A 19,528-nucleotide genomic window follows, 5' to 3' on the forward strand; every position below is an offset into this window, starting at 1 on the left:
GCATACCGCGGCCTGGAATCAGCGTTTGTCTGCGACGTGGTGACGCTTAAGCGCCCCTTGTCGTTTTCTTCGGCATGACCAGGGGATCGCCCGTCTCGCCCTGGCGCTGCCCGCGCTCGAAGGTCTCCCGAGGGGTATAGCCGAAGTGCGCTTTGAAAATCCGGATGAAGTATTTCTCGTCGACGAAACCGTGCCGCGATGCCACGTCGCGGAGTCGTTCCCAGGAACGGCCGGGTGTCGACAGAACCTGATGGACCCGATAAAGGCGCCGGTGGCGGATCTCCCGCATGATGCCGCCGGTGTGGTCGAACAATCGATAGAGCGTTGCGCGCGATATCCCGACGTCCCTGCATATCCGGTCGGCGCTCAGATCGGGCTGCAGCAGATGAGTATCGATATAGCGCTGTACGCGATCCATCAGCGCGTTCTGGATCGGCTCGTCCGCAGCGATCAGCGTATCGCGGCCCGGCTGAAGGGTCGCGGTCAGCAGTTGCATCGTCGCCTGAGCCACGTAGGGCAGGTCGCGCGCGGTGAGCCGGGGCAGTGCGTGATACAGCTGCGAAAGGTAGTGAGTAAAGAGCGAGGCCATCCCCCGGGTCAGCGAGCGGCCATGCTCTGAATCAGCGCCGGCCGGGAGCATATCGCGCGGAACTGAGAGCGAGATTTCGCTACCCGGCGTGATCGCACGCTCGAACACGCTCGCGAAATCCAGCACATACAGCTCTCCCGGCGGCTTGATGCTGGCGAACGCGTCGGAGCGTAGCGCGACCGAACCACTCAGTTGCAGACTGAAGCTCAGGACGTCGCGCTGATCGGCGCGGATGCGCGCCGCCGTGCGTTTCGCATCGTACGAGACTGACGGGTCCGGGTGTCGCCAGGTGCGACGTGCGAGAACAATGGGGCCGATCAGGACATGTTCGCGGTGGGCGTCGAACGGAAGGTCCGACTGATACGCAACGACGAAATCGCACAAGGTGCTGCTGGCGACCCATGCGTCGAATCGTTCGTCGGCCGGGGCATCGCGGGTCGAAAAACGGTGAACGTTTGGGGCGGAAAGTTCGCGCACGCGGCGGCTCCTTGCTGACGGGGTACGCGTTATCAAAAGGGGGCGCGCGTGGCACGGGAGAGAAAACGCGCTTGTATTGTCATGGGATGGGCGTCATTAAATAACCGGGGTTTATACGAATGGATGGTGTGATATCGAGTGGTGCGGCTTAAAAAATTGAAGGCGACATTAAAAATATTCAGCGATTTATAGAATTAACAAGACCTGTCTGTTCATTGTGATTACCTCAATATTGCGCCGATGGCTCGTCGAGCGCATTAATGTGGGTTGAAACAAAAGTCCACCCAATTTGAGACATCTCTATACCCACGATGCCTGTGGATCAACTTAGAATCCGTCAACGATTCATTTGATAACGATCATGGGTTTTAAGGTCATCGCTTCCCAACATGTCCGTGTCGGGCGTATGGGGCCGCAAACAGACGGCCGCTGGCATCCTTGCCGTCGTATCGACGGAACTGGCGGTGTGAATTCCATGGGTTGCGACGACGTATATCGCGAGGCGTCCACTAAAAATATGACATGACGGTGAACGCTTTGTTCGCGTATTCCGGGTCGGTGTGAATCTGGTCTCAGGATGCTGTGCCGGTATTACCGGATCGCCGTTTTATTCATCTCATGCCAACAACGGCGCCATCGCGCACCGGCATGGGCGCGTGCGGGCTTCTTTCACGCCGAAATGAATTCGCGGTGCCCAGATGTAAATCGGATACGAATGAATTCGATCGTGGGGAGGGGATGCGCTGTCATTCCCATTTTTATTAGCGCAAGGACGTGACTTTATTCTGGGGATATGCATGAAATCTATCGCAGCGGTTGCGGCAGTTGCCCTCGCAACCAGTCTCGTGTTGTCGGCCTGTGGCGGCGACGACGTGTCGAAATCTTCCGGCAATGCATCGACGGGCTCGGGAGGCACGACTTCCAATCCCGGCAACCCGTCGAATCCGGGTGGCGGCACGAGCGTCAAGGCGGGCTGGTCGGCCGCGGCCGCGGTGGACGGGAAAGGTCCTGAATTTTCTCCATCGGTGGCTATCGACGCACAGGGAAACGCGCTTTCGTTATGGATGACGAACGGCCCTAACGGAAGCCTCGGTAACGAGATGTGGTCGAGCCGCTATGTTCCCGGTACCGGTTGGGCCACGCCGACGCGCGTCGATACGTCCGACGGCACAGTCGACATGAGCGGCCCCGGCGCGAGCGCGCCGCTGCTGGTCGGCAACGCCGATGGTCACGCGCTGGCACTGTGGCAACAGTTCCTTGGGGGCACAGGGTACGGGCTGTGGGTGCGGCCCTACGATCCGGCGAGCGGATGGGGTACGGCCGTGGAGCTGTCCCCGAACGAGACCAGCTACGCGTGGACAGCGGGGATCGACGGGAAGGGCAACGCGATCGTGGCCTGGCAGCAGAAGGCCGATGTGGCCGATACGGTCGTCTTCACGAGCCGCTATACCGTCGGCGGCTCGTGGTCGGCTCCCGAGCAGATCGTGCAACCTGTGCAGACGGGCCCGGGCGCGGTCACCGGGGTCAGCGGAGAGGGCATCGACAATGTCGAGTTGAATCTCTCGGTGACGCCGTCGGGCAATGCGGTACTCGCATGGCGGCAAACGGACAAAACGCATTCGGCGTTGTGGGCGTCAACCTACGACCCGAGCAACGGCTGGGCCAATGCGAATCCGGTGGTACTCGAAGTGGGTAGTCCAGCAAGTCAGGCGGTCTTCGCGCCGGCCGCCGGCATGGATGCGAAAGGCAACATCATGCTGGTCTGGGGTGAGGTCGATATCGACAGTAAAGGGGCGCACACCACGACGATGTCGCAGCGTTACGTCGCGGGCACGGGCTGGCAGGCCGTGCTCCCGGTGACGCCGTTCGTCGACACGGCGGACATCGGCTATTACCCGCAACTGGCCACGAACGACCAGGGCGTCGCCGCAGTGACGTGGATCCGGCCGGACGGCACGTTACAGGCCAGCGTGACCGATGCGAACGGTACCTGGGGACCGACGCAGCAGATGACCGCGCATGTGTACCAGTTGAACAGTCGCCAGCCGCGTATAGCCGTCGACGCGACAGGCAATGCGACGGTGGTTTGGCAGGATACGAGTACCGCGACTTCGACTGACATCGTCGCTAACCGCTACGCGAACGGTGTGTGGGGTACGCCTACGCTGTTCGGTCAGCAGCCGCAGGACGCGACCTGGCCGGCGCTGGCTGTCAACGCATCGGGCGTTACAGCGCTCATCTGGCAACTGTACAAGGACAACACCGTGGGCGACATCGTGCAGACGAGCTTCTATACGCCGGGTTCGTAACCGGCTGTATCGCGCGCGGCGTGAGGTCGATCGTCGACGTGTCGGGTCTGCGTCGCGGGAGTGCGACGCAGACCCAATTAAAAAGAAACGGGAGCGGGAAATGGAAATTCACAAGGCAATCAGAATCGCGGTGGGGATCGCCACCAGCGGTCTGATCCTGTCGGCCTGCGGGACGACACAGATGAACATGATCAATGTCCAGAACTCCACCGCGAAGACGCTGGGACTCGGGTCATCGGACGAGATCACGATCGCCAATATCCGGTACGGACAAAAGAATGCGCTCGGCGGGCAGCAGGTCAGCTACGACGCGACGACCGGCAAGGGGCGTCGCTTTACGTGCAAAGTTTTCATGATCCCGGGACTTACGCCGATCAATCCCCCGACCTACAACGACTGGGAATGTCATCCGAAGTGATGACAGGGCAGGGATCACGGTCAGCATTCGATCAAGGCTGGCCGGGCGATTGTCCTAACACGACGGCGCATCACACCATACCTGGAGACATCCCGTCAGGAAGCCGAAGCAAGACGGGTTATTTGTATTTCGCGAATAGCACATCGGCATTGTCAATCACCGGGAAGACGCATCATGTTTTATCTCAACGGGAAGCTATCGCGGGTTTGCGCGGTTTGTGCCGCCCAGGAGGCAATGGCGTGGCTGGAATGCCGATTCTCCAGAATCAGTATGCTCCGACGGGCTACTACCAGACGAACGCCTATCGATGTTCGCTGACGCTGAAGACCGACAGAGCCAATACGGTCGTGAGCGCATCCACCGAGGGTCCAGGTTGCGTTGACCATTTATGGTGGGCGGAAGCGCGGAACTGGTGAGATGAAGTTGCAGGAAACCATTTGGCCTGGTCGGCAACCCGCTCACGTCGATGGTAATTGCGGATGGGTGTACAGCGCCAGCAAGCCTGGCACGACGCCGTTCGAATTCAACAACGGCAACAGAACTGTCAAGGATGGTTCGGTGACGGTCGGTACCGACGGCGGCGCCTCTTTGGAAGGAACCCATGAAAGTGAATCCATGTAAATGCCTCTTGGCCGTTCTCATCGCCACCACCTTCGCGGGGTGTATGGTTCCCCCACAGAACCGCGGCTCGAGCGCGACACGATCGGATGCGTCGCCGTCGAGTGCCGACTGGACCAAGGTCACGGAAAACGATCGCGCGTCGGTACGTGCAGGCCAATTGCCGAAAGAAGTGATCCAGTACGATCTTCAAATCGAAAAGATGATTCCCGAAGGTCAGGACATTCTGGCCTCTCACGATCAGGCCAGGGCCCGTGTCTGGACGAAAAAAATGAATGCCCTTGTCGAAGCGCGAAACAAGGTCACCGAACAGTTCACCGCCAAAGCCATGGCCAGGAACAATGCCATTGCCAACGCATTCGGGAATGGAAAACCGGACCCTTGCCTGTCGCCCATGGGCAAGAACACATGTGCCGCGCCGTCGGGCCAACAAGGGGACAGCGTCCACTACTCGGTCGGGCCCGGTGGCATCGGAGCGACCGTCGGTCATTACACCGTGGGTCCCGGTGGCATCGGGGCGACCGGCTTCTGATCTGAGTCGGGCGCTGTGATCGATCGGTTTTGCAGGAGCAGAAATGCAGACAGGAAGCGCTGATCTGGCGTCAGCACTTTCCCCTCGAGATGGAGAAGGCATTCCCTGCTTTCGTCATCCAGCCGCACCGCGAGGGGCAGCGGGCCGGGTATCTGTTGACTGGAGCGGATGGACGCTGCTAACAACGCAGCGTGATGCTCGTTAGTGCGCTACGCCATGTTCGATGACGGTACCGAACGCGGCGCCTCGATTCTCCGCTACAAAGGTTCCGACGGACGCCTGCGCGCCTCACTGCGACATCTGGACGAGGCGCTGGCGACGGATGCTGTGCCCGCCCACAGCTTTGACCGGATCGAGAAGCTCTCAGCGGGAGAAATCGTCGATCTCGAGATCGACTTGCTCCCGATCGGACTTGCGTTTTACCCCGGCGAACAGTTGCGCCTCGTCATCAGCGGCCGAAGCCTCCTGGGCACGATGATGCCTGGGATACGCGAGTACGCCCCAGCTAACAGCGGAAGCCACGTCAGCTAGTGAGGTAGCGTGCTTACGGCGATCGGCGTGCGTGGGCGCTCCTGCGGCGAAACGGGGACGCACGGAGGCAGCTGCTATCGAGATCTGCAACAAGGGCGACGCAACTGCCACTGCCAACGCGCCATTCCGGTCTTTGCCTAGCTCAAAAAAAATGGGTTCATCATCATGTTCATGTTGCTTCGATTTGAATCATGGGACGAGTGTCCGTGCCTGTGACTCTCCAACTGCAATTCGAAATCGTGAGGTTCGTGATATGGCGGCCCCACAATCCGTAGGCGGGAAGCGGACTAGCGCCTGGGTCAGGATATCCAGCACCGATTTCGCCTGGGTCCTTGGGCACGCTCCCCGTGTACGCGTTAACGCCCAGATTGATATTGCTCAACACAACGTCGGTAATAGGCTTGTCTTTAAAGCCCGAAAACCACGAACCATTGGGGCCGTTGTTTTCCCCGGAGATCTGGTCAAACACAATCCGCTGAATGCTACCGACCGGAGGTATTGCCTGACCAGGCATTAGCCGGAATCGGTCGCCCAGTGCGAGAAAGAGTGGGCTTGTCGCATTGTTAATCGTACATTTGGAGACCAGAATGTTCGAGAGGGAGCCGCCATCGGTGCTCTCCCAGGAAACCCCACCTTTGACGTGGAGCGGATCGGTGTTAATTCCTAGCTCTTTGTACAGCGTAGTGCGGTCAGTTTTTGGGCCGCCCAGGATGCAATTGTAAACAAGGACACTGTCAAAGGAACCTTGGGTGTCAGTTCCAATCTTGAGGGCGTTCGTACTGCTGTAGGATTGACAGTTCTTGACAAGCACATTCTGCAGCAATCCTCCGCCGGAACCTTTAAAGCAGATTCCGTCATCTTCAGTGTTGAAAACACTATTTCTCACGATGACCGACTTACATCCGTCAATATCGATCCCATCGTTATTGATGTTTGAGATATTGGAGACCGTAATGTTTTCGACCAGGAGGTTGTCGCAGAGCAGATAGAGCTGCATCCAGGCAGGCGAGTTGATTAGCGTTATATTGCTCACGTGTATTTTATTGCACTGGATGATCCGCATCATAAACGGGCGAAACACCGTTCCGAACTCGTTGTTGACTCTTGGGTATTCCTCTCCTTGGCCATCAATGATCCCGCCACCCGTGATCGCTATGTTGGTGGCCCGTTCAGCATAAATCAAGGAATAGAATTGCTGGTAATACGTGTCCATCTCAGTCTGGGTAATCGGCACCAGCTTGGGATAATCGCTCTGATTGGTGCTTGCCAGGAGGCGAGCGCCATCGTTAATCGAGAGCCGAACGTTGTCTTTTAAAATGATAGTTCCAGACAGGTAGTCGCCGTTCGACAGATTGACCGTTCCACCCCCTTTGCCGCTGGCGTAATCAACTGCGGCCTGTATGGACGTCGCGGTCTGGCTTGGCGTACTGGAGACCGTATAACCGAACTGCTCTGGGGTAGCGCTGAGAGTGGGCCCTGTCCACGCCAATACTGTGCATTCGAGCGTCGCTGCCATCGCCAGCAGGTCACTTTTCAGCGTCGGCACCCAATCTGGAATCGTTGTGGTGTAGTTGGTCGGCGTTGCCGGTGCCGTTTGTCCAAAGACATGTCCGGGACGGAGGGCTGGCAGTAACGCGAGCGCAATACTGCTCTTGAGAAACGACCTTCTTGTACTCGAAACGGGTTGGGCATGTGCCGCGAACTTATCAATTGATGATTTACTATCCATCTGCTCCTCCAATGAAATGTGTTTGTTAATATTTTTCTGAAACACTCGCTGTTCGGATCGCTACGTCAAATCAATATCAGTTGGGGTGGCCGGACATGTGCCACTACTTGTCGTCGTGCCGGCAGGCGGCGTCGTGCCAGCAGGTGGTGTCGTGCCACTAGTTGTCGTCGTAGCAGCTGGCGAGCCGACGTTGTCGCCTCCGCATGCCGATAGTGATATCGTCAATGCCAGGAGTGCGAGGCAGCAAAAGCGCTTTCCCATGATGAAGTCTCCGATTTAGTTGAAATTCCAAAACAAACACTGTTCCTCAGGAACTTTTTGTTTCAACGATCAATAGGCTGTCTACCAGTCAAGCCGCTCGTTTTGTGTGAGCGATGCGCGCAGCCTCCTCATTGCGCTACAGAGGTTCGATCGAGCCAAGTTCCGTGCAAGTAAAAGGGATGCTGATTAGGTATCCTTAGTGAGTGTTAGATGAAGATATTTTCGAGCAAATCCCATCTCGTCTTTACTGACTGCTCCCTCTGACGCATTGCAGAAGGTTCGAGCCATCGGCGTCGACAGAAGCTCTGCGCAGCTCGAGATTGTGCCGTTCGGCGATTCGCCTGCTGAAGGTCGGCCGCCTCGGCCAATATGTTCTGCGCATGGGCGAATGGTAGGGTGGATCACGGCTCGCTTCTCGAGATGGAAGGCTGCCGCACGCATGAATGGCATCGTTGCCCGCGGTGCGATGCTCGGGCTTCGATGGCGAGGCCTGGAGCCATGGGTCGACATCTCCGTAACAGGACGACCTTCCGAAGTCCGAACTCTGGGCCTCGTCTCGCACAACGGTCTCAATTGACTTCGGCGAGCTGGGACAGCATGCGGCCCGGATGCCCACGGAGCGCATCGAACGGCCAGAGGCTGAGCCGCAGCAGGCAGTTCCCGGCGTCAAATTCGCAGTAAGACGGTCGACGTTGTGCCGCAGAGCAGCCCAGTAGGCGGCAGCTAACTCCACATCATCCGTCCTGATCGCAACGAAGGGCATTCCTGACTCCGCGTCATTAACTCTTTTTTGCTGCTTTTTAGCTCTTCGTTCGTTGCTTTCCGGCAGTTGTGCTGTCGCGGCTTTTTAAAGCACCAATCAATGTCCGTCATCCTATGACTTGAGTAGCTAGCCATCAAGTGCACGTATACCCTCAACTATTTTGAATATCGACAATGTTGTCGGACAACGGACATTTAGATGGATGCCATCTTTTTGCCGAACAGGTAAGCTGAAGCAAGGACGAACGATGACCGGCGAGACAAAGCGAGCGCAATACACACTCATGTTCAAGTTGGAAGCTTTACTGCCTCTTCACGGAATTCCTTCGTATAGACGGCTTTGGGGATTCGATTCATGTATGCCGCCATTCCTCAATTTTACGGAATGTTGGCGTCCACTTTTTCCCGGGGAGCCTCACCTTCGCGTGGTATGCCCGGCGTGGCCATCAACTCGCTGGTCAGCGGCAAGCGGCAAGCGACAATTGACGATATTCGTCCCTATCCACTGCGGGCAGCAGGATATTACGAGCCCTCACTTGCGCGCCGTTTCGGTGAACTCTACGGATTAGCAGTACCAGTGATTGACTATTTCGCCTTTACGACAGATGACGTCGGCACCGTCCAGTCGATCCTGGAAGGCAGTGATGTGGTGGCGCTCAACGTGAACCCACCATTGGTGATGGACATGACGCAGGGTATCGTGCATCACGCCGACCGGGCAGGCATTCGAGATCGTTCGCGACTGCTTCGCCGCAGTGGAGGCAAGAGTCGCGGCGTGCGCTTCGCAAGCCCGTCGGATCTGAGTTGTGTGCACGGAGCAAACGAAGGATTCACTGGCCGTTGCTCTTGCGGGTATCGGCAGACATTGGACTTTGAGATGCCATCGGCCGCTCCGGGGCGAGCTGAGCCACCCATCATTCCACTCCGTGCCGACCGCATGCAACGTTCGCACGCTTGGTCTGTTTGGACCAGGAAAAAACCTTGGGCGTCCGAAGCGCTTCGCCTGGACTGCGCGGGGCGTTACGTAGGCTCGCCGATCAGGCCCGTTCGACCGCTAGCCGCGTCCGGTTAGCCTCGACGTAATCAATCAGCAATGTGTGAAACAACTCGGCCGCCGGCGACAGCGCGCGGTGTTTAAGCCGGAACGTGCAGACGCGCCGCATGATCGCTGGTTTGGCGAGTGGCCGGAATTCGATGCCGGACACATTCATCAGATGCCGCGAATTGGCCGGCAGCAGCGAGATCCCCATGCCGTTCGACACAAGCGCAAAGACCGTTGACGGGAAAGACACCTCATAGGCCACGTTGAGCCGGATGTCTTGCGTGGCAAGGTGCGTGTCGAGGTCGCGACGGATCGGACTGCCTGGCGACAGGGCAATGAAAGGCCACTCGGCCAGTGCGGACCACGTCACCACACGCTTGCGTGCGAGCACATGATGTTCGGGAAGGAGCGCCACGAACGTGTCCCTGAACAGATCGGTTTCTGTGATTTCCGACTGTGCTTCTTGAAACGTACCAATGCCAATGTCCGCATCCTCGGCGATCAACGCATCCCGGATGCTTTCTTCTGCCGTATCCCGCAGCACGACGTGCACGCCGGGATAACTCGCCTGAAATTCGCGCATGAACGGCACCAGCAGTGTGACGCTCAGGACCGACGCGCTTGCGACGGTCACGCGGCCGCGCTTGTAGGTGACCTGCTCGCGTGAATTCTGCACGGCCATGTCGATGTCCTGCAACACGCGCCGCGCACTGGCCAGAAACTCCTTGCCGATCTCGGTCACGCGAACCATGCGCGTGTGCCGGTCGAGCAGCTTCACGCCGAGTTCACCTTCCAGATCCTTGATCAGCATGCTCAACGCCGACGGAGAGAGGTGAAGCTGCTCGGCGGCGAGTGCAAATCGGCTGCACTCGGCGACCGCGACAAAGGCACGTAACTGACGGAAAGTGAGATTCATCAGATTTTCTCAATAATTGTTCAATTTATAACGATTGTATTGCATAAATTGAGGCCCTTAAATACGTATCAACGAAGTTCAGTTGATGCGGAGAGGGTGATGAAAGTAGGGAACACGTTCGATGTTGAAGTGCGCGGCATCCGCAGGGAAGCTGACACCGTGCGCTCGTTCGAGCTTTGGCCTTTAGTCGGTGAATCCGGTAAGGCATATGAACTGCCGCCGTTCGAACCGGGCGCGCATCTCGACGTACATGTGTCAGGCGATCTCGTGCGGCAATATTCGCTGACGAATCCGCATGAGCGCCATCGTTATGTGATCGGCGTGAACCGCGATCCCGCAAGCCGGGGCGGATCGATCCGGATGCACGACGCTGTGACGGTCGGCAGTCGTCTGACCGTCAGCGAGCCCCGCAATCACTTTCCGCTGAACGAAACGGCCGCTCATTCGGTGCTGGTGGCCGGCGGTATCGGCATCACGCCGTTGCTGGCGATGGTCAGGCGCCTATGCGAGCTCGGACGTAGCTGGGATCTCTACTACTGCGCCCGTACGGAAAGCCGTGCCGCCTTCCTGCGCGAATTGCGCGAGCTAGCCGATACCTGTCCGGACGGCGCACTCCACTGCGTGTTCGACGGTGTGCCCGGCACGGAGCCGCTCGACATTCGAGCTGTGCTCGCGAAGCACGGCGCGCAGTCGGATTTTTATTGCTGCGGCCCAACGCCATTGATGGATGCATTCACAGCCGCGCTCGCCGACGTACCACCGGAAAAAGTCCACCTCGAATACTTCAAGGCGCCGGAAATCAGTGCGCCCGCAAACGGTAAGGCTTTCACGGTCACGCTCGCACGCCAGCAAAAAAGTTTCGTGATCGAACCTGACCGTTCGATTCTCCACGTATTGCAGGAACACGGCGTGGCCGTGATGTGCTCGTGCCGCGAAGGCGTGTGCGGCACCTGCGAGACCACCGTGCTTGCCGGCGAACCCGATCATCGGGACAGGGTGCTCAGCCCCGAAGAAAGGGCGGCAAACCGCACGATGATGATTTGCGTATCGCGCTGCAAGAGCGATGCGCTGACCCTCGATATCTGACACCGACACACCAGGAGGAAAGTATCCCCATGTCCGACTCACTCAAAAACAAAACCATCATCGTCACCGGCGCAGGCGGCAACATCGGCCGTGCTTATTGTGACGAACTGAACCGCATCGGCGCCAATGTCGTGCTGGCCGATCTGGCGGATCTGTCCGGGCTCGCCAGGGAATATTGCGCCGCAGGGGGCTCCGCTATCGCGGTCAAGGTCGATGTTGCCGATCCCGATTCGATCGAAGCGATGGCGGCAACCACGTTCGAGCGTTTCGGCGCGATCCACGGCATCGTCAACAACGCCGGATTTTTCAAGGGCTGCACGTTCGGTTCGTTCATGGACATTCCGGTGGACGAGTGGGACCGTTGCTACCAGATCAACGTGCGCGGCGTATGGCTGTGCTGTCGCGCGGCGGTGCCTTACATGAAACAGGGCGGTGGCGGAAAGATCGTGAATGTGTCGTCAAATACGCCCTATAAGGGCGTACCCAATTTCCTGCATTACGTGTCGTCAAAGGCGGCCGTCATCGGCCTGACCCGCGCGCTTGCGCGTGAGGTGGGCGAATTCAACATTCAGGTCAATACGCTGTGTCCGGATCTGATTCCCGATCCGGACATCATTGCCAAACAAGGCACCGCAGCCGACGAAAAAACGGTCGCGCAGCGCTGCCTGAAGCGCACGCAGACCCCGGAAGACATGGTGGGTTCGGCGCTCTATCTGCTGGGCAGCGGATCCGATTTCGTCACGGGACAAAGCTTGCTGGTCAACGGCGGCGCGTACTTCCAGTAACCATCGACAGGAGCCCATCATGACAAGTCTTGCTGACATCCCCGTCTCCGTCGAATCTGCTTCAGGCGTGAACGCCGGACCGCCGCTTTATCAGGCATTGCGCAAATACTGGCACCCGGTCGCCTATGCGGGTGACGTACTGGACAAGCCCGTCGGCGTGACACTGCTCGGTGAATCCTTGGTCGTCGCCCGTCTGAACGGCGAGGTGAAGGCGATGCATGGCCGGTGCCCGCACAAGGGAACATCGCTCGCATTGGGCGAGATCGTTGACGATACGATTGAATGCCCCTATCACGGCTGGCGCTTCAACGACGGCGGCAAGTGCGTGCGAATTCCCGCTCGGGAGGAAATGACGGGCGTGATCAATGCATCGATCGCGTGCTATCACGCAGCCGAGCACGCCGGATTGATCTGGGTTGCGCTCGAAACGCCCGTCATGCCATTGCCCGACTTTCCCGAACTCAACGATTCAGAGTATCGGGTGTTGCGCGGCTCCGCGTATGACTGGGCAACGAGTACGCCGCGTCGCCTCGAAAATTTCGTCGATTTCGGTCACTTCGCCTATGTGCATGACGGCACCATCGGCAGCCGCGACAACCCGCGCGTCGAGCCGGTCAAAGTATGGCGCGAAGGGCACGTGCTGCGCTTTGACCGCAGTGGCGTGAAGGAACCCGGTGTCGGCCTCAAGAAACAGCTGCTCGGCATCACCGACGAGTGGATCGAACCGGTCAATGAATATCACGTGACGATGCCGCATACGGTCCATCTGAAACGGACCTTTCCGAATGGCAAGCGCTACGTGCTGTTCATGGCGGCGTCCCCGATCGATGAGACGCATACCCGCAGTTTCTGGTGGCAGGCGCGCGATTTCGGCACCGATCCGACCTACGACCGGTTCTTCATGGATTTCGAAGCCGAGGTGCTGGATCAGGATAAACCGATCATCGAGTCGCAGCGACCCATCTGGTTCAGCTTTTCAAGCGGGAACCCCAACGAACGCGAGACGCCGGTGCGCGGCGCAGATGTGGTTACTGTCGAATATCGGCGCTGGTTGTTCGACATCCTGAACGAAGCGGGGATGTCATGAGGGCGGCCGTGAGCGGGGCGATTCGCGAACTGTTCGTGCCGGCCAGCACGGGCGCATTGCACGCGCTTGAATTCGGCAGGGACACCGGCGAGTATCCGCCGCTGATCTGCCTTCACGGGGTGACCGGCAGCGCGTGGCTGTGGCACGACGTGGCGCAGGAACTAGGCAAAACGCGGCGTGTGATCGCGCTCGATTTGCGTGGTCACGGCGAAAGCTACTGGCCAGAATCGCACGCGTACCTGACCGATGACCACATCGACGATCTCGAAACGTTGGTGCAGTCGCTCGATTTGCCGCTGTTCGATCTGGCCGGTCTGTCGTGGGGCGCGCTGATTGCGATCGGATACACCGCGCGAGCGCCGGCGCGCGTGCGCCAGCTTGCTGTGGTTGACGTCGAGCCGAATTTCGAACGCGGAGAGAAAGAGGTCGATGCGCGTCCGACGTTTTTTCAGCACCGCATCGCGGCGCTGAACTATGAGCGCAAGGCCAATCCCATGGCATCCGATGCGCTGCTCGACATGGTCGCCTTCCATTCGATTCGGCCTATCGTCGGTGGCTGGGAGCGCAAGCACGATCCGTTCTTCTTCAGTTGCTGGCCGTTCCGGCGCGACAACTACTGGAACGCGTTGCGCGAGATCGATCGCCACATGCTCTTCGTCCATGGCGAGCGCAGCTTTGTACGTGGGGCCGTGATGCGGCAGATGGCCGAGTCGGCCAGACGCGGCGAGTTTGTCGAAATCGCCGGCAGTGGGCATCTGGTTCCGCTCGAAAGACCCATGGAACTGACCGACGCGCTGAAGCAGTTCTTCACCACAGCGGGCTGCATCCCCGCAAACACCGACTGCGCAGACTAGGTATCCGCACGGCGGTCATCGCAATCAGGAGGCGTTATGTCGACAAGGAGGAGTTATGTCCGGTCAAATTGAACCCGTAGACGAGATCATGCCGTGGCACCGGCTCATTTTTCTGGCGTTGCAGCATGTGCTTGTGCTGTACGCCGGGGCGGTTGTGCCGCCGTTAATTGTCGGGGGCGCGATGAAACTCTCGCCCGATCAGATGGCGCTGCTGATCAACGCCGACCTGTTTGCAGGAGGTGTCATCACGCTGGTGCAAACGCTGGGGCTGTGGAAGCTCGGTGCGCGCCTGCCGGTGATGATGGGGGTGTCGTTTGTCTCGGTGGGGCCGATGATCGCAATGGCGGCCAACCCCAACATCGGTATTACTGGAATCTACGGCTCGGTGATTGCCGGTGGGTTGTTCGCGATGGCTCTCGCTCCGGTAATGACCCGGTTGCTGCGCTACTTTCCCGCGGTCGTCAGCGGTTCGATCATCCTGCTGCTCGGCATTTCCATCGTGCCGATCGGGATCAACTGGGCCGGCGGCGGTGTCGGCTCAACGAACTTTGGCGATCCCGTCAATCTGCTGATCTGCTTCGGTGTACTCGCATTGATCGTGTCGTTGCAGCGTTTCGGCAGAGGGGTTGTGCGTAACATTTCCGTACTGATCGGCATCGGCGTTGGGTACGTCGTATGTCTTGCGCTAGGCAAAGTATCGTTCGATTCGGTGGCGCACGCGCCGTGGATCGGTCTTGTGATGCCGTTCCAGTTCGGGTTGCCCACATTCCAGCTCGGCGCGGTTCTGAGCATGTGCATCGTCATGACGGTCGTGCTGGTCGAATCGACCGGCATGTTCCTGGCAGTGGGGGATATCGTCGGCCGTCCAATGACGCCCCGCCTGATGACCCGGGCGCTGATGGCCGACGGTGCGGGCGCGGTATTCGGCGGCATCTTCAATACGTTTCCCTACACGTCGTTCACGCAGAACATTGGCCTGCTGACGATCACTGGCGTGAAGAGCCGCTACGTGTGCGCAGTCGGCGGTGCGCTCATGGTGGGACTCGGGCTGCTGCCGAAGCTGGCGCACGTCATCGCGTCGATTCCGATGTACGTGCTCGGCGGCGCTGGCATCGTGATGTTCGGGCTGGTGATTGCGGCGGGTGTGCGGATGCTGTCTACCGTCGATTTTACTGGCAACCGCAACAACCAGCTCGTCGTCGCAATTAGCGGCGCAATGGCGATGGTGCCACTGGTCGCGCCGACGATGTTCAACCGCTTCCCGCAATGGCTGGCGCCGATTACACACAGCGGCATCCTGCTCGGTGCTGTGTCGGCCTTCGTTCTGAATCTCTATCTGAACGGCGCAGATTCGCGCGAAAACGCGGCAGTGTCTGCCCGCCACACGGCTGTTGCGAATGGCATGGAGGGCTGATTGTCAACGCGACTCATCGATAACAGGGCGGCCGGTCAGACAGAGTCAGGTCGCGCTACCCACAGGCAGAACAGAACAACACAGGTGCATGGAGACAGCGTCATGGGATATCTGGCAAGACGTATTGCTGTATTGGCGGCCATTTGCACCAGAACCGGTCGGACAGAGTCGCTACCATCCGTGTTCGTCTCGCGCTCTCGATTCGCACGGAGCAGCCGATTGCGGCGCCGATGCGTTCGAGGAGAAGTTCGATCGGTAAGGGTCAAACGTTGATCTCGTTACGGCTCAATTCCGCACGCAGCCAGACGGCAGCCTTGCCGGATTCGACCGCGGTATTCCAGATGAGGTCAGTGCCTACGGTCCATTCCGTAAACGGATAGGCCTCGAGCCGCAGTTCGACGAGTTCGCCCGACGCGAGCTCGTTGGCGATTAGTCGCTTGGGCAGCGTTACCCATCCCATGCCGTCCCTGGCTGCTTCCAGCAGCATCAGATAGCTCTCCACAAACCAGCAGCGCGGCACCTTCAGATATTCACCCGTAGGCAGTTTTCGGCCATGTGTCACGACGATCTGTCGGTAGTCGCTGAGTCGCGCAAAACTGATGCGGTCCGATTTTGCGAGAGGATGGTCGCGATGCACGGCGTGCGTCAGATTGATATTGCCCAGTCGCCGAAAGGCGATTTCCTTGGGGTAGTGCGTCTGCGCGAACGTGAGCCCAAGCATCACTTCACCGCGCTGCACGGCGCGCAGAATATCGTCTTGCGGCGGATGCCGGATTTCCAGCTCGAGATCGGGAAACGCGACCTCGAAACGCCGCAGCGTGCCGGCGATTGCGGCATACGGAATGGCATCATCGACCGCTATTACGAGGCGCGGCTCCAGATTCATGTTGAGATTGTTGGCGCGGTCCTGTAGCGACACGCAGTGCAACAGCACCGCCTCCGCCTCGCACATCAGCGCCTGGCCTTCGACGGTCAGTACCGGATATCGGCCTGACCGATCGAACAGCGTCACCCCCAGATCGACTTCCAGATTGATCACCGCCGTGCTGACGGCCGACTGCGCCTTGCCCAGGCGGCGCGCCGCCGCGGAAAACGAGCGTTCCTGCGCGGTCGTGACGAAAGCCTCGAGTTGTTCAAAAGAAAAGCGCATTCCGCCTCTATCTAGAAACCAGATACATCCCGATTTTACGGATATTTTTTCAACCGCCAAGCTGCGATTGGCATGACGGCGAAAGCCGGTCGTGTCACGCACAGGAGCAAATCAGCCCGGCATCTGTCCATTTCTGGTGGAGACAACCCCATGAACCTTCAGCCGCACCCCGTAGACCAGCGCTTGCCATTCGGCCTGCTTGCCATCCTCGGATTCCAGCACGTGCTGGTGATGTACTCGGCGTGCATCGTAGTCCCGCTCATTCTTGGGGCAGTACTGCATCTGCCCAAAGAACAACTTGCCATCATCATCAATGCCGACCTGATGGCGGCGGGGCTGGCATCGCTGGTGCAGTCGCTCGGTCTGGGCATTTTCGGCATGCGCATGCCGGTAATGATGGGCGTTACGTTCACGGCCGTGACGCCAATGATTGCCATCGCCACCGCTCCGGGTTTAGGGTTGCCTGGCGTGTATGGAGCCATCATCGTCTCGGGAATTTTCGGCATCCTGTTCGCACCGGTAATGGGCAAGCTGTTACGATTCTTTCCGCCGGTTGTCACTGGCACGGTATTGCTTGTGATCGGAATCAGCCTGATGCGCGTCGGTATCGACTGGTCGGCGGGAGGCCAGCCGGTCATGGCCGATGGCTCTCCCAATCCTCACTACGGAAGCCCGCTGTATCTGGCGGTTTCCCTGGGTGAACTGGTGTTGATTCTCGCCGTCAACCGCTTCGCAAAGGGTTTTCTCGCCAACATCGCCGTGCTGCTTGGCGTGCTGGCTGCGTTTTGTGCCGCGCTGGCACTGGGCGAAGTGCACCTGCGAGGACTCGCACAAGCGCCATGGTTCGCCGTGATCCGGCCATTCCAGTTCGGACTGCCAAAATTCGATCCGGTTGCGATCGTATCGATGTGTCTCGTCATGCTGGTCACGCTGGTCGAGTCTACTGGCATGTTCCTCGCACTAGGGAAAATCGTCGGGCGTCCGACCACGCGGCAACGCCTGGTCCGCGGCCTGATGGCCGATGGCCTGGGCGCCGTCATTGGCGGTGTAATGAACGCCTTTCCCTACACCTCCTTCTCGCAAAACATTGGTCTTGTCACCATGACCGGCGTCAAGAGCCGCTTCGTCTGCGCCGCCGGTGCGGTGATTCTGATTGCGATGGGGTTGTTCCCCAAGCTGGCGTTCATCGTTGCGTCTACGCCGGAATTCGTGCTGGGCGCCGCTGCAATGGTGATGTTCGGCATGGTGGCGATGATGGGGGTACGGATTCTGGCCACCATCGACTTCGAGCGGCAACATCACAACCTCGTGATTGTCGCCATCAGCGTGGGAGTCGGCATGATTCCGATGGTATCCGCCAGCTACTTTGATCACTTGCCGGCATGGAGCCGCGTATTCACCGATAGCGGCATCGTGCTGTCTGTTTTGTCCGCCATGTTGCTCAACCTGTTTTTCAATGGCTTTGGAAAATCAGAGGAAGTCGAAGCCCAGATCGAGCGCGCCGCCAGAACGGCGGACGCCTGATCGCACATCCCCGTATCCATTCAAAGAAGGACAAAGCAATGAAACATACTCTTTTGCGTGCCGACTACGTCGTGCCGATGACACCCGACAATGCAGTCATCGTCGATGGCGCGGTAGTGATCGATACCGCCGGCAAGATCGTTGCCGTCGGCGCAGGCGACATCATGCAGCGCGATTATCCCGATGCCTCCGTCAGGCTCCTGCGCGATCGTCTGTTGATGCCGGGACTGATCAATGCGCATTGCCATTCCGGTTTGCTGCGCGGCACGGCCGAAGGCTTGCCGGTGTGGGACTGGCTGCAGCAGTTCATTGATCCGATGCACCGCGTACTGAATGCCGAGGAGGCCGAAGCCGCCTCCTGGTTGTGTTATGCGGAAGCGCTGCTGTCGGGCACCACCACAATCGTCGATATGTGGCGTTTCATGGACGGCAGCGCTCACGCCGCGGAGGAATTGGGAATCCGGGCCGTACTGGTGCCGTACGTCGGCGAGCACCCGGACCACGACTACTTCGAAACATTGGATACCAATGAGGCGTTGATCCGCCAATGGCACGGCAAGGCCAATGGCCGCATCCAGACATGGGTTGGGCTGGAGCACATGTTCTACGCCGTACCGGCGGCGTGGGAACGTGCGGTCGCCATCACCCGCGAATACGGTGTCGGGTTGCACACACATAGCAACGAAAGCCGTTTCGACGTGGAAGAAACGCAGCGTCGCTACGGAATACGCCCCGTCGAAGCACTGGAAAAATTCGGCCTGCTCGACGCGCACCGCGTGCTGCTCGCGCATTGCGTATGGCTGGACGACCGCGAAATTGCGTTGCTCGCCGGGCACGGAGTCGGTGTGACGCATAACCCGGTCAGCAATATGAAGCTTGCCAGCGGTGCGGCGCCGGTCGAGAAACTCCTCGCCGCTGGCGTGGCGGTAGGGCTTGGGTCGGATGGCGAAAAGGAAAACAACAATCTCGACGTCTTCGAAGAGATGAAAGTTGCATCGCTGCTCGCCAAGCTCTCGAAACTCGACGCGTCCGCACTGGATAGCTGGACTATCTGCCGGATGGCCACCGCCATGGGTGCCCGCGCACTGGGGCTGGACAACGTCACCGGCACGCTCGAGGCGGGTAAGTCCGCTGACCTGATTGCCGTGCGCACCGACACGCCCCGGATGACACCCCTGGTAACGGGATCGTTGCTCAACCTTCACCATAATCTGGTGCACGCAGTGCAAGGCGGCGACGTCGATCTGACCATGGTGGATGGCCGTATCCTCGTCGACGCCGGACAGTTGCAAAGTGCCAACCTGCGTAGCTTGATCGACCGCGTTAACCGGCTCACACCGGGGCTGTTCGAGCGGCGCAGACAATGGCTTGCCAGTCACGGCGCCATCAATGCGCTGGGCCGCGCGACAGAGGCACTTCAGGTCTGAAGACCGATTGTCCGTCA

17 protein-coding genes are annotated in these 19,528 nt (G+C 59.0%); 13 read left to right on the plus strand and 4 right to left on the minus strand.

Annotated elements, in window-relative coordinates:
• Nucleotides 1-46 precede the first annotated feature (46 nt).
• On the minus strand, nt 47-1,066 hold the full coding sequence (locus tag PQQ52_RS13210) for a helix-turn-helix domain-containing protein (protein ID WP_408211483.1): 1,020 nt from the start codon (nt 1,064-1,066) through the stop codon (nt 47-49).
• Between the two features lie 797 nt (nt 1,067-1,863).
• On the opposite strand from PQQ52_RS13210, the gene PQQ52_RS13215 reads away from it, so the two are divergent.
• The 5 genes from PQQ52_RS13215 (at nt 1,864) to PQQ52_RS13235 (ending at nt 5,474) form a co-directional block, all read left to right on the plus strand.
• Nucleotides 1,864-3,375: a hypothetical protein gene (locus PQQ52_RS13215; protein ID WP_408211486.1), complete on the plus strand. Its 1,512-nt coding sequence runs from the start codon at nt 1,864-1,866 to the stop codon at nt 3,373-3,375.
• Nucleotides 3,376-3,475: 100 nt separating this feature from the next.
• Nucleotides 3,476-3,793: a hypothetical protein gene (locus tag PQQ52_RS13220; protein ID WP_408211489.1), complete on the plus strand. Its 318-nt coding sequence runs from the start codon at nt 3,476-3,478 to the stop codon at nt 3,791-3,793.
• Between the two features lie 417 nt (nt 3,794-4,210).
• Nucleotides 4,211-4,414 carry a hypothetical protein gene (locus PQQ52_RS13225; protein ID WP_408211492.1) on the plus strand — a complete coding sequence of 68 codons (204 nt, stop codon included), beginning with the start codon at nt 4,211-4,213 and terminating at the stop codon, nt 4,412-4,414.
• Nucleotides 4,395-4,943, plus strand: coding sequence for a hypothetical protein (locus tag PQQ52_RS13230; RefSeq protein WP_408211495.1), 549 nt, complete (start codon nt 4,395-4,397; stop codon nt 4,941-4,943). Before PQQ52_RS13225 ends, PQQ52_RS13230 begins: the two co-directional genes overlap by 20 nt.
• 216 nt (nt 4,944-5,159) lie before the next feature.
• Nucleotides 5,160-5,474 carry a CocE/NonD family hydrolase C-terminal non-catalytic domain-containing protein gene (locus PQQ52_RS13235; protein WP_408211497.1) on the plus strand — a complete coding sequence of 105 codons (315 nt, stop codon included), beginning with the start codon at nt 5,160-5,162 and terminating at the stop codon, nt 5,472-5,474.
• A 169-nt stretch (nt 5,475-5,643) separates the two neighbouring features.
• Here the strand turns inward: PQQ52_RS13235 and PQQ52_RS13240 are convergent, their stop codons facing one another.
• Nucleotides 5,644-7,203 carry a glycoside hydrolase family 28 protein gene (locus PQQ52_RS13240; protein ID WP_408211500.1) on the minus strand — a complete coding sequence of 520 codons (1,560 nt, stop codon included), beginning with the start codon at nt 7,201-7,203 and terminating at the stop codon, nt 5,644-5,646.
• A 1,378-nt stretch (nt 7,204-8,581) separates the two neighbouring features.
• On the opposite strand from PQQ52_RS13240, the gene PQQ52_RS13245 reads away from it, so the two are divergent.
• Complete coding sequence (locus PQQ52_RS13245; RefSeq protein ID WP_408211502.1) at nt 8,582-9,298, plus strand: hypothetical protein; 717 nt, start codon at nt 8,582-8,584, stop codon at nt 9,296-9,298.
• Here PQQ52_RS13245 and PQQ52_RS13250 read toward each other — a convergent pair.
• Nucleotides 9,264-10,184, minus strand: coding sequence for a LysR family transcriptional regulator (locus PQQ52_RS13250; RefSeq protein ID WP_408211504.1), 921 nt, complete (start codon nt 10,182-10,184; stop codon nt 9,264-9,266). The two genes, PQQ52_RS13245 and PQQ52_RS13250, sit on opposite strands and share 35 nt — an antisense overlap.
• A 99-nt stretch (nt 10,185-10,283) precedes the next feature.
• On the opposite strand from PQQ52_RS13250, the gene PQQ52_RS13255 reads away from it, so the two are divergent.
• Genes PQQ52_RS13255 through PQQ52_RS13275 form a run of 5 tightly spaced genes read left to right on the plus strand, consistent with a single transcriptional unit; the run spans nt 10,284 to nt 15,410 of the window.
• A complete protein-coding gene (locus tag PQQ52_RS13255; protein WP_408211506.1) occupies nt 10,284-11,270 on the plus strand; it encodes a PDR/VanB family oxidoreductase in 987 nt (328 codons plus the stop codon).
• A 29-nt stretch (nt 11,271-11,299) separates the two neighbouring features.
• Complete coding sequence (locus tag PQQ52_RS13260; RefSeq protein WP_408211509.1) at nt 11,300-12,055, plus strand: SDR family NAD(P)-dependent oxidoreductase; 756 nt, start codon at nt 11,300-11,302, stop codon at nt 12,053-12,055.
• A gap of 19 nt (nt 12,056-12,074) precedes the next feature.
• On the plus strand, nt 12,075-13,142 hold the full coding sequence (locus PQQ52_RS13265) for a Rieske 2Fe-2S domain-containing protein (RefSeq protein ID WP_408211512.1): 1,068 nt from the start codon (nt 12,075-12,077) through the stop codon (nt 13,140-13,142).
• Between the two features lie 8 nt (nt 13,143-13,150).
• Nucleotides 13,151-13,996 (plus strand): alpha/beta fold hydrolase, encoded by an 846-nt coding sequence (locus PQQ52_RS13270; RefSeq protein WP_408211515.1) that lies wholly within the window; start codon nt 13,151-13,153, stop codon nt 13,994-13,996.
• Between the two features lie 55 nt (nt 13,997-14,051).
• Nucleotides 14,052-15,410, plus strand: coding sequence for a nucleobase:cation symporter-2 family protein (locus PQQ52_RS13275; RefSeq protein WP_408211518.1), 1,359 nt, complete (start codon nt 14,052-14,054; stop codon nt 15,408-15,410).
• 262 nt (nt 15,411-15,672) lie between these two features.
• Here PQQ52_RS13275 and PQQ52_RS13280 read toward each other — a convergent pair whose 3' ends face one another.
• The gene (locus PQQ52_RS13280) at nt 15,673-16,560 is read right to left on the minus strand and encodes a LysR family transcriptional regulator (protein WP_408211520.1); all 888 of its coding nucleotides are present in this window, start codon (nt 16,558-16,560) and stop codon (nt 15,673-15,675) included.
• Between the two features lie 150 nt (nt 16,561-16,710).
• On the opposite strand from PQQ52_RS13280, the gene PQQ52_RS13285 reads away from it, so the two are divergent.
• Nucleotides 16,711-18,084 carry a nucleobase:cation symporter-2 family protein gene (locus PQQ52_RS13285; RefSeq protein ID WP_408211634.1) on the plus strand — a complete coding sequence of 458 codons (1,374 nt, stop codon included), beginning with the start codon at nt 16,711-16,713 and terminating at the stop codon, nt 18,082-18,084.
• A 38-nt stretch (nt 18,085-18,122) separates the two neighbouring features.
• Nucleotides 18,123-19,511 (plus strand): amidohydrolase family protein, encoded by a 1,389-nt coding sequence (locus PQQ52_RS13290; protein WP_408211523.1) that lies wholly within the window; start codon nt 18,123-18,125, stop codon nt 19,509-19,511.
• Nucleotides 19,512-19,528: the final 17 nt, after the last annotated feature.

This window comes from Paraburkholderia sediminicola (genome assembly GCF_046030555.1).
Taxonomy (GTDB): Bacteria; Pseudomonadota; Gammaproteobacteria; order Burkholderiales; family Burkholderiaceae; genus Paraburkholderia; species Paraburkholderia sediminicola_E.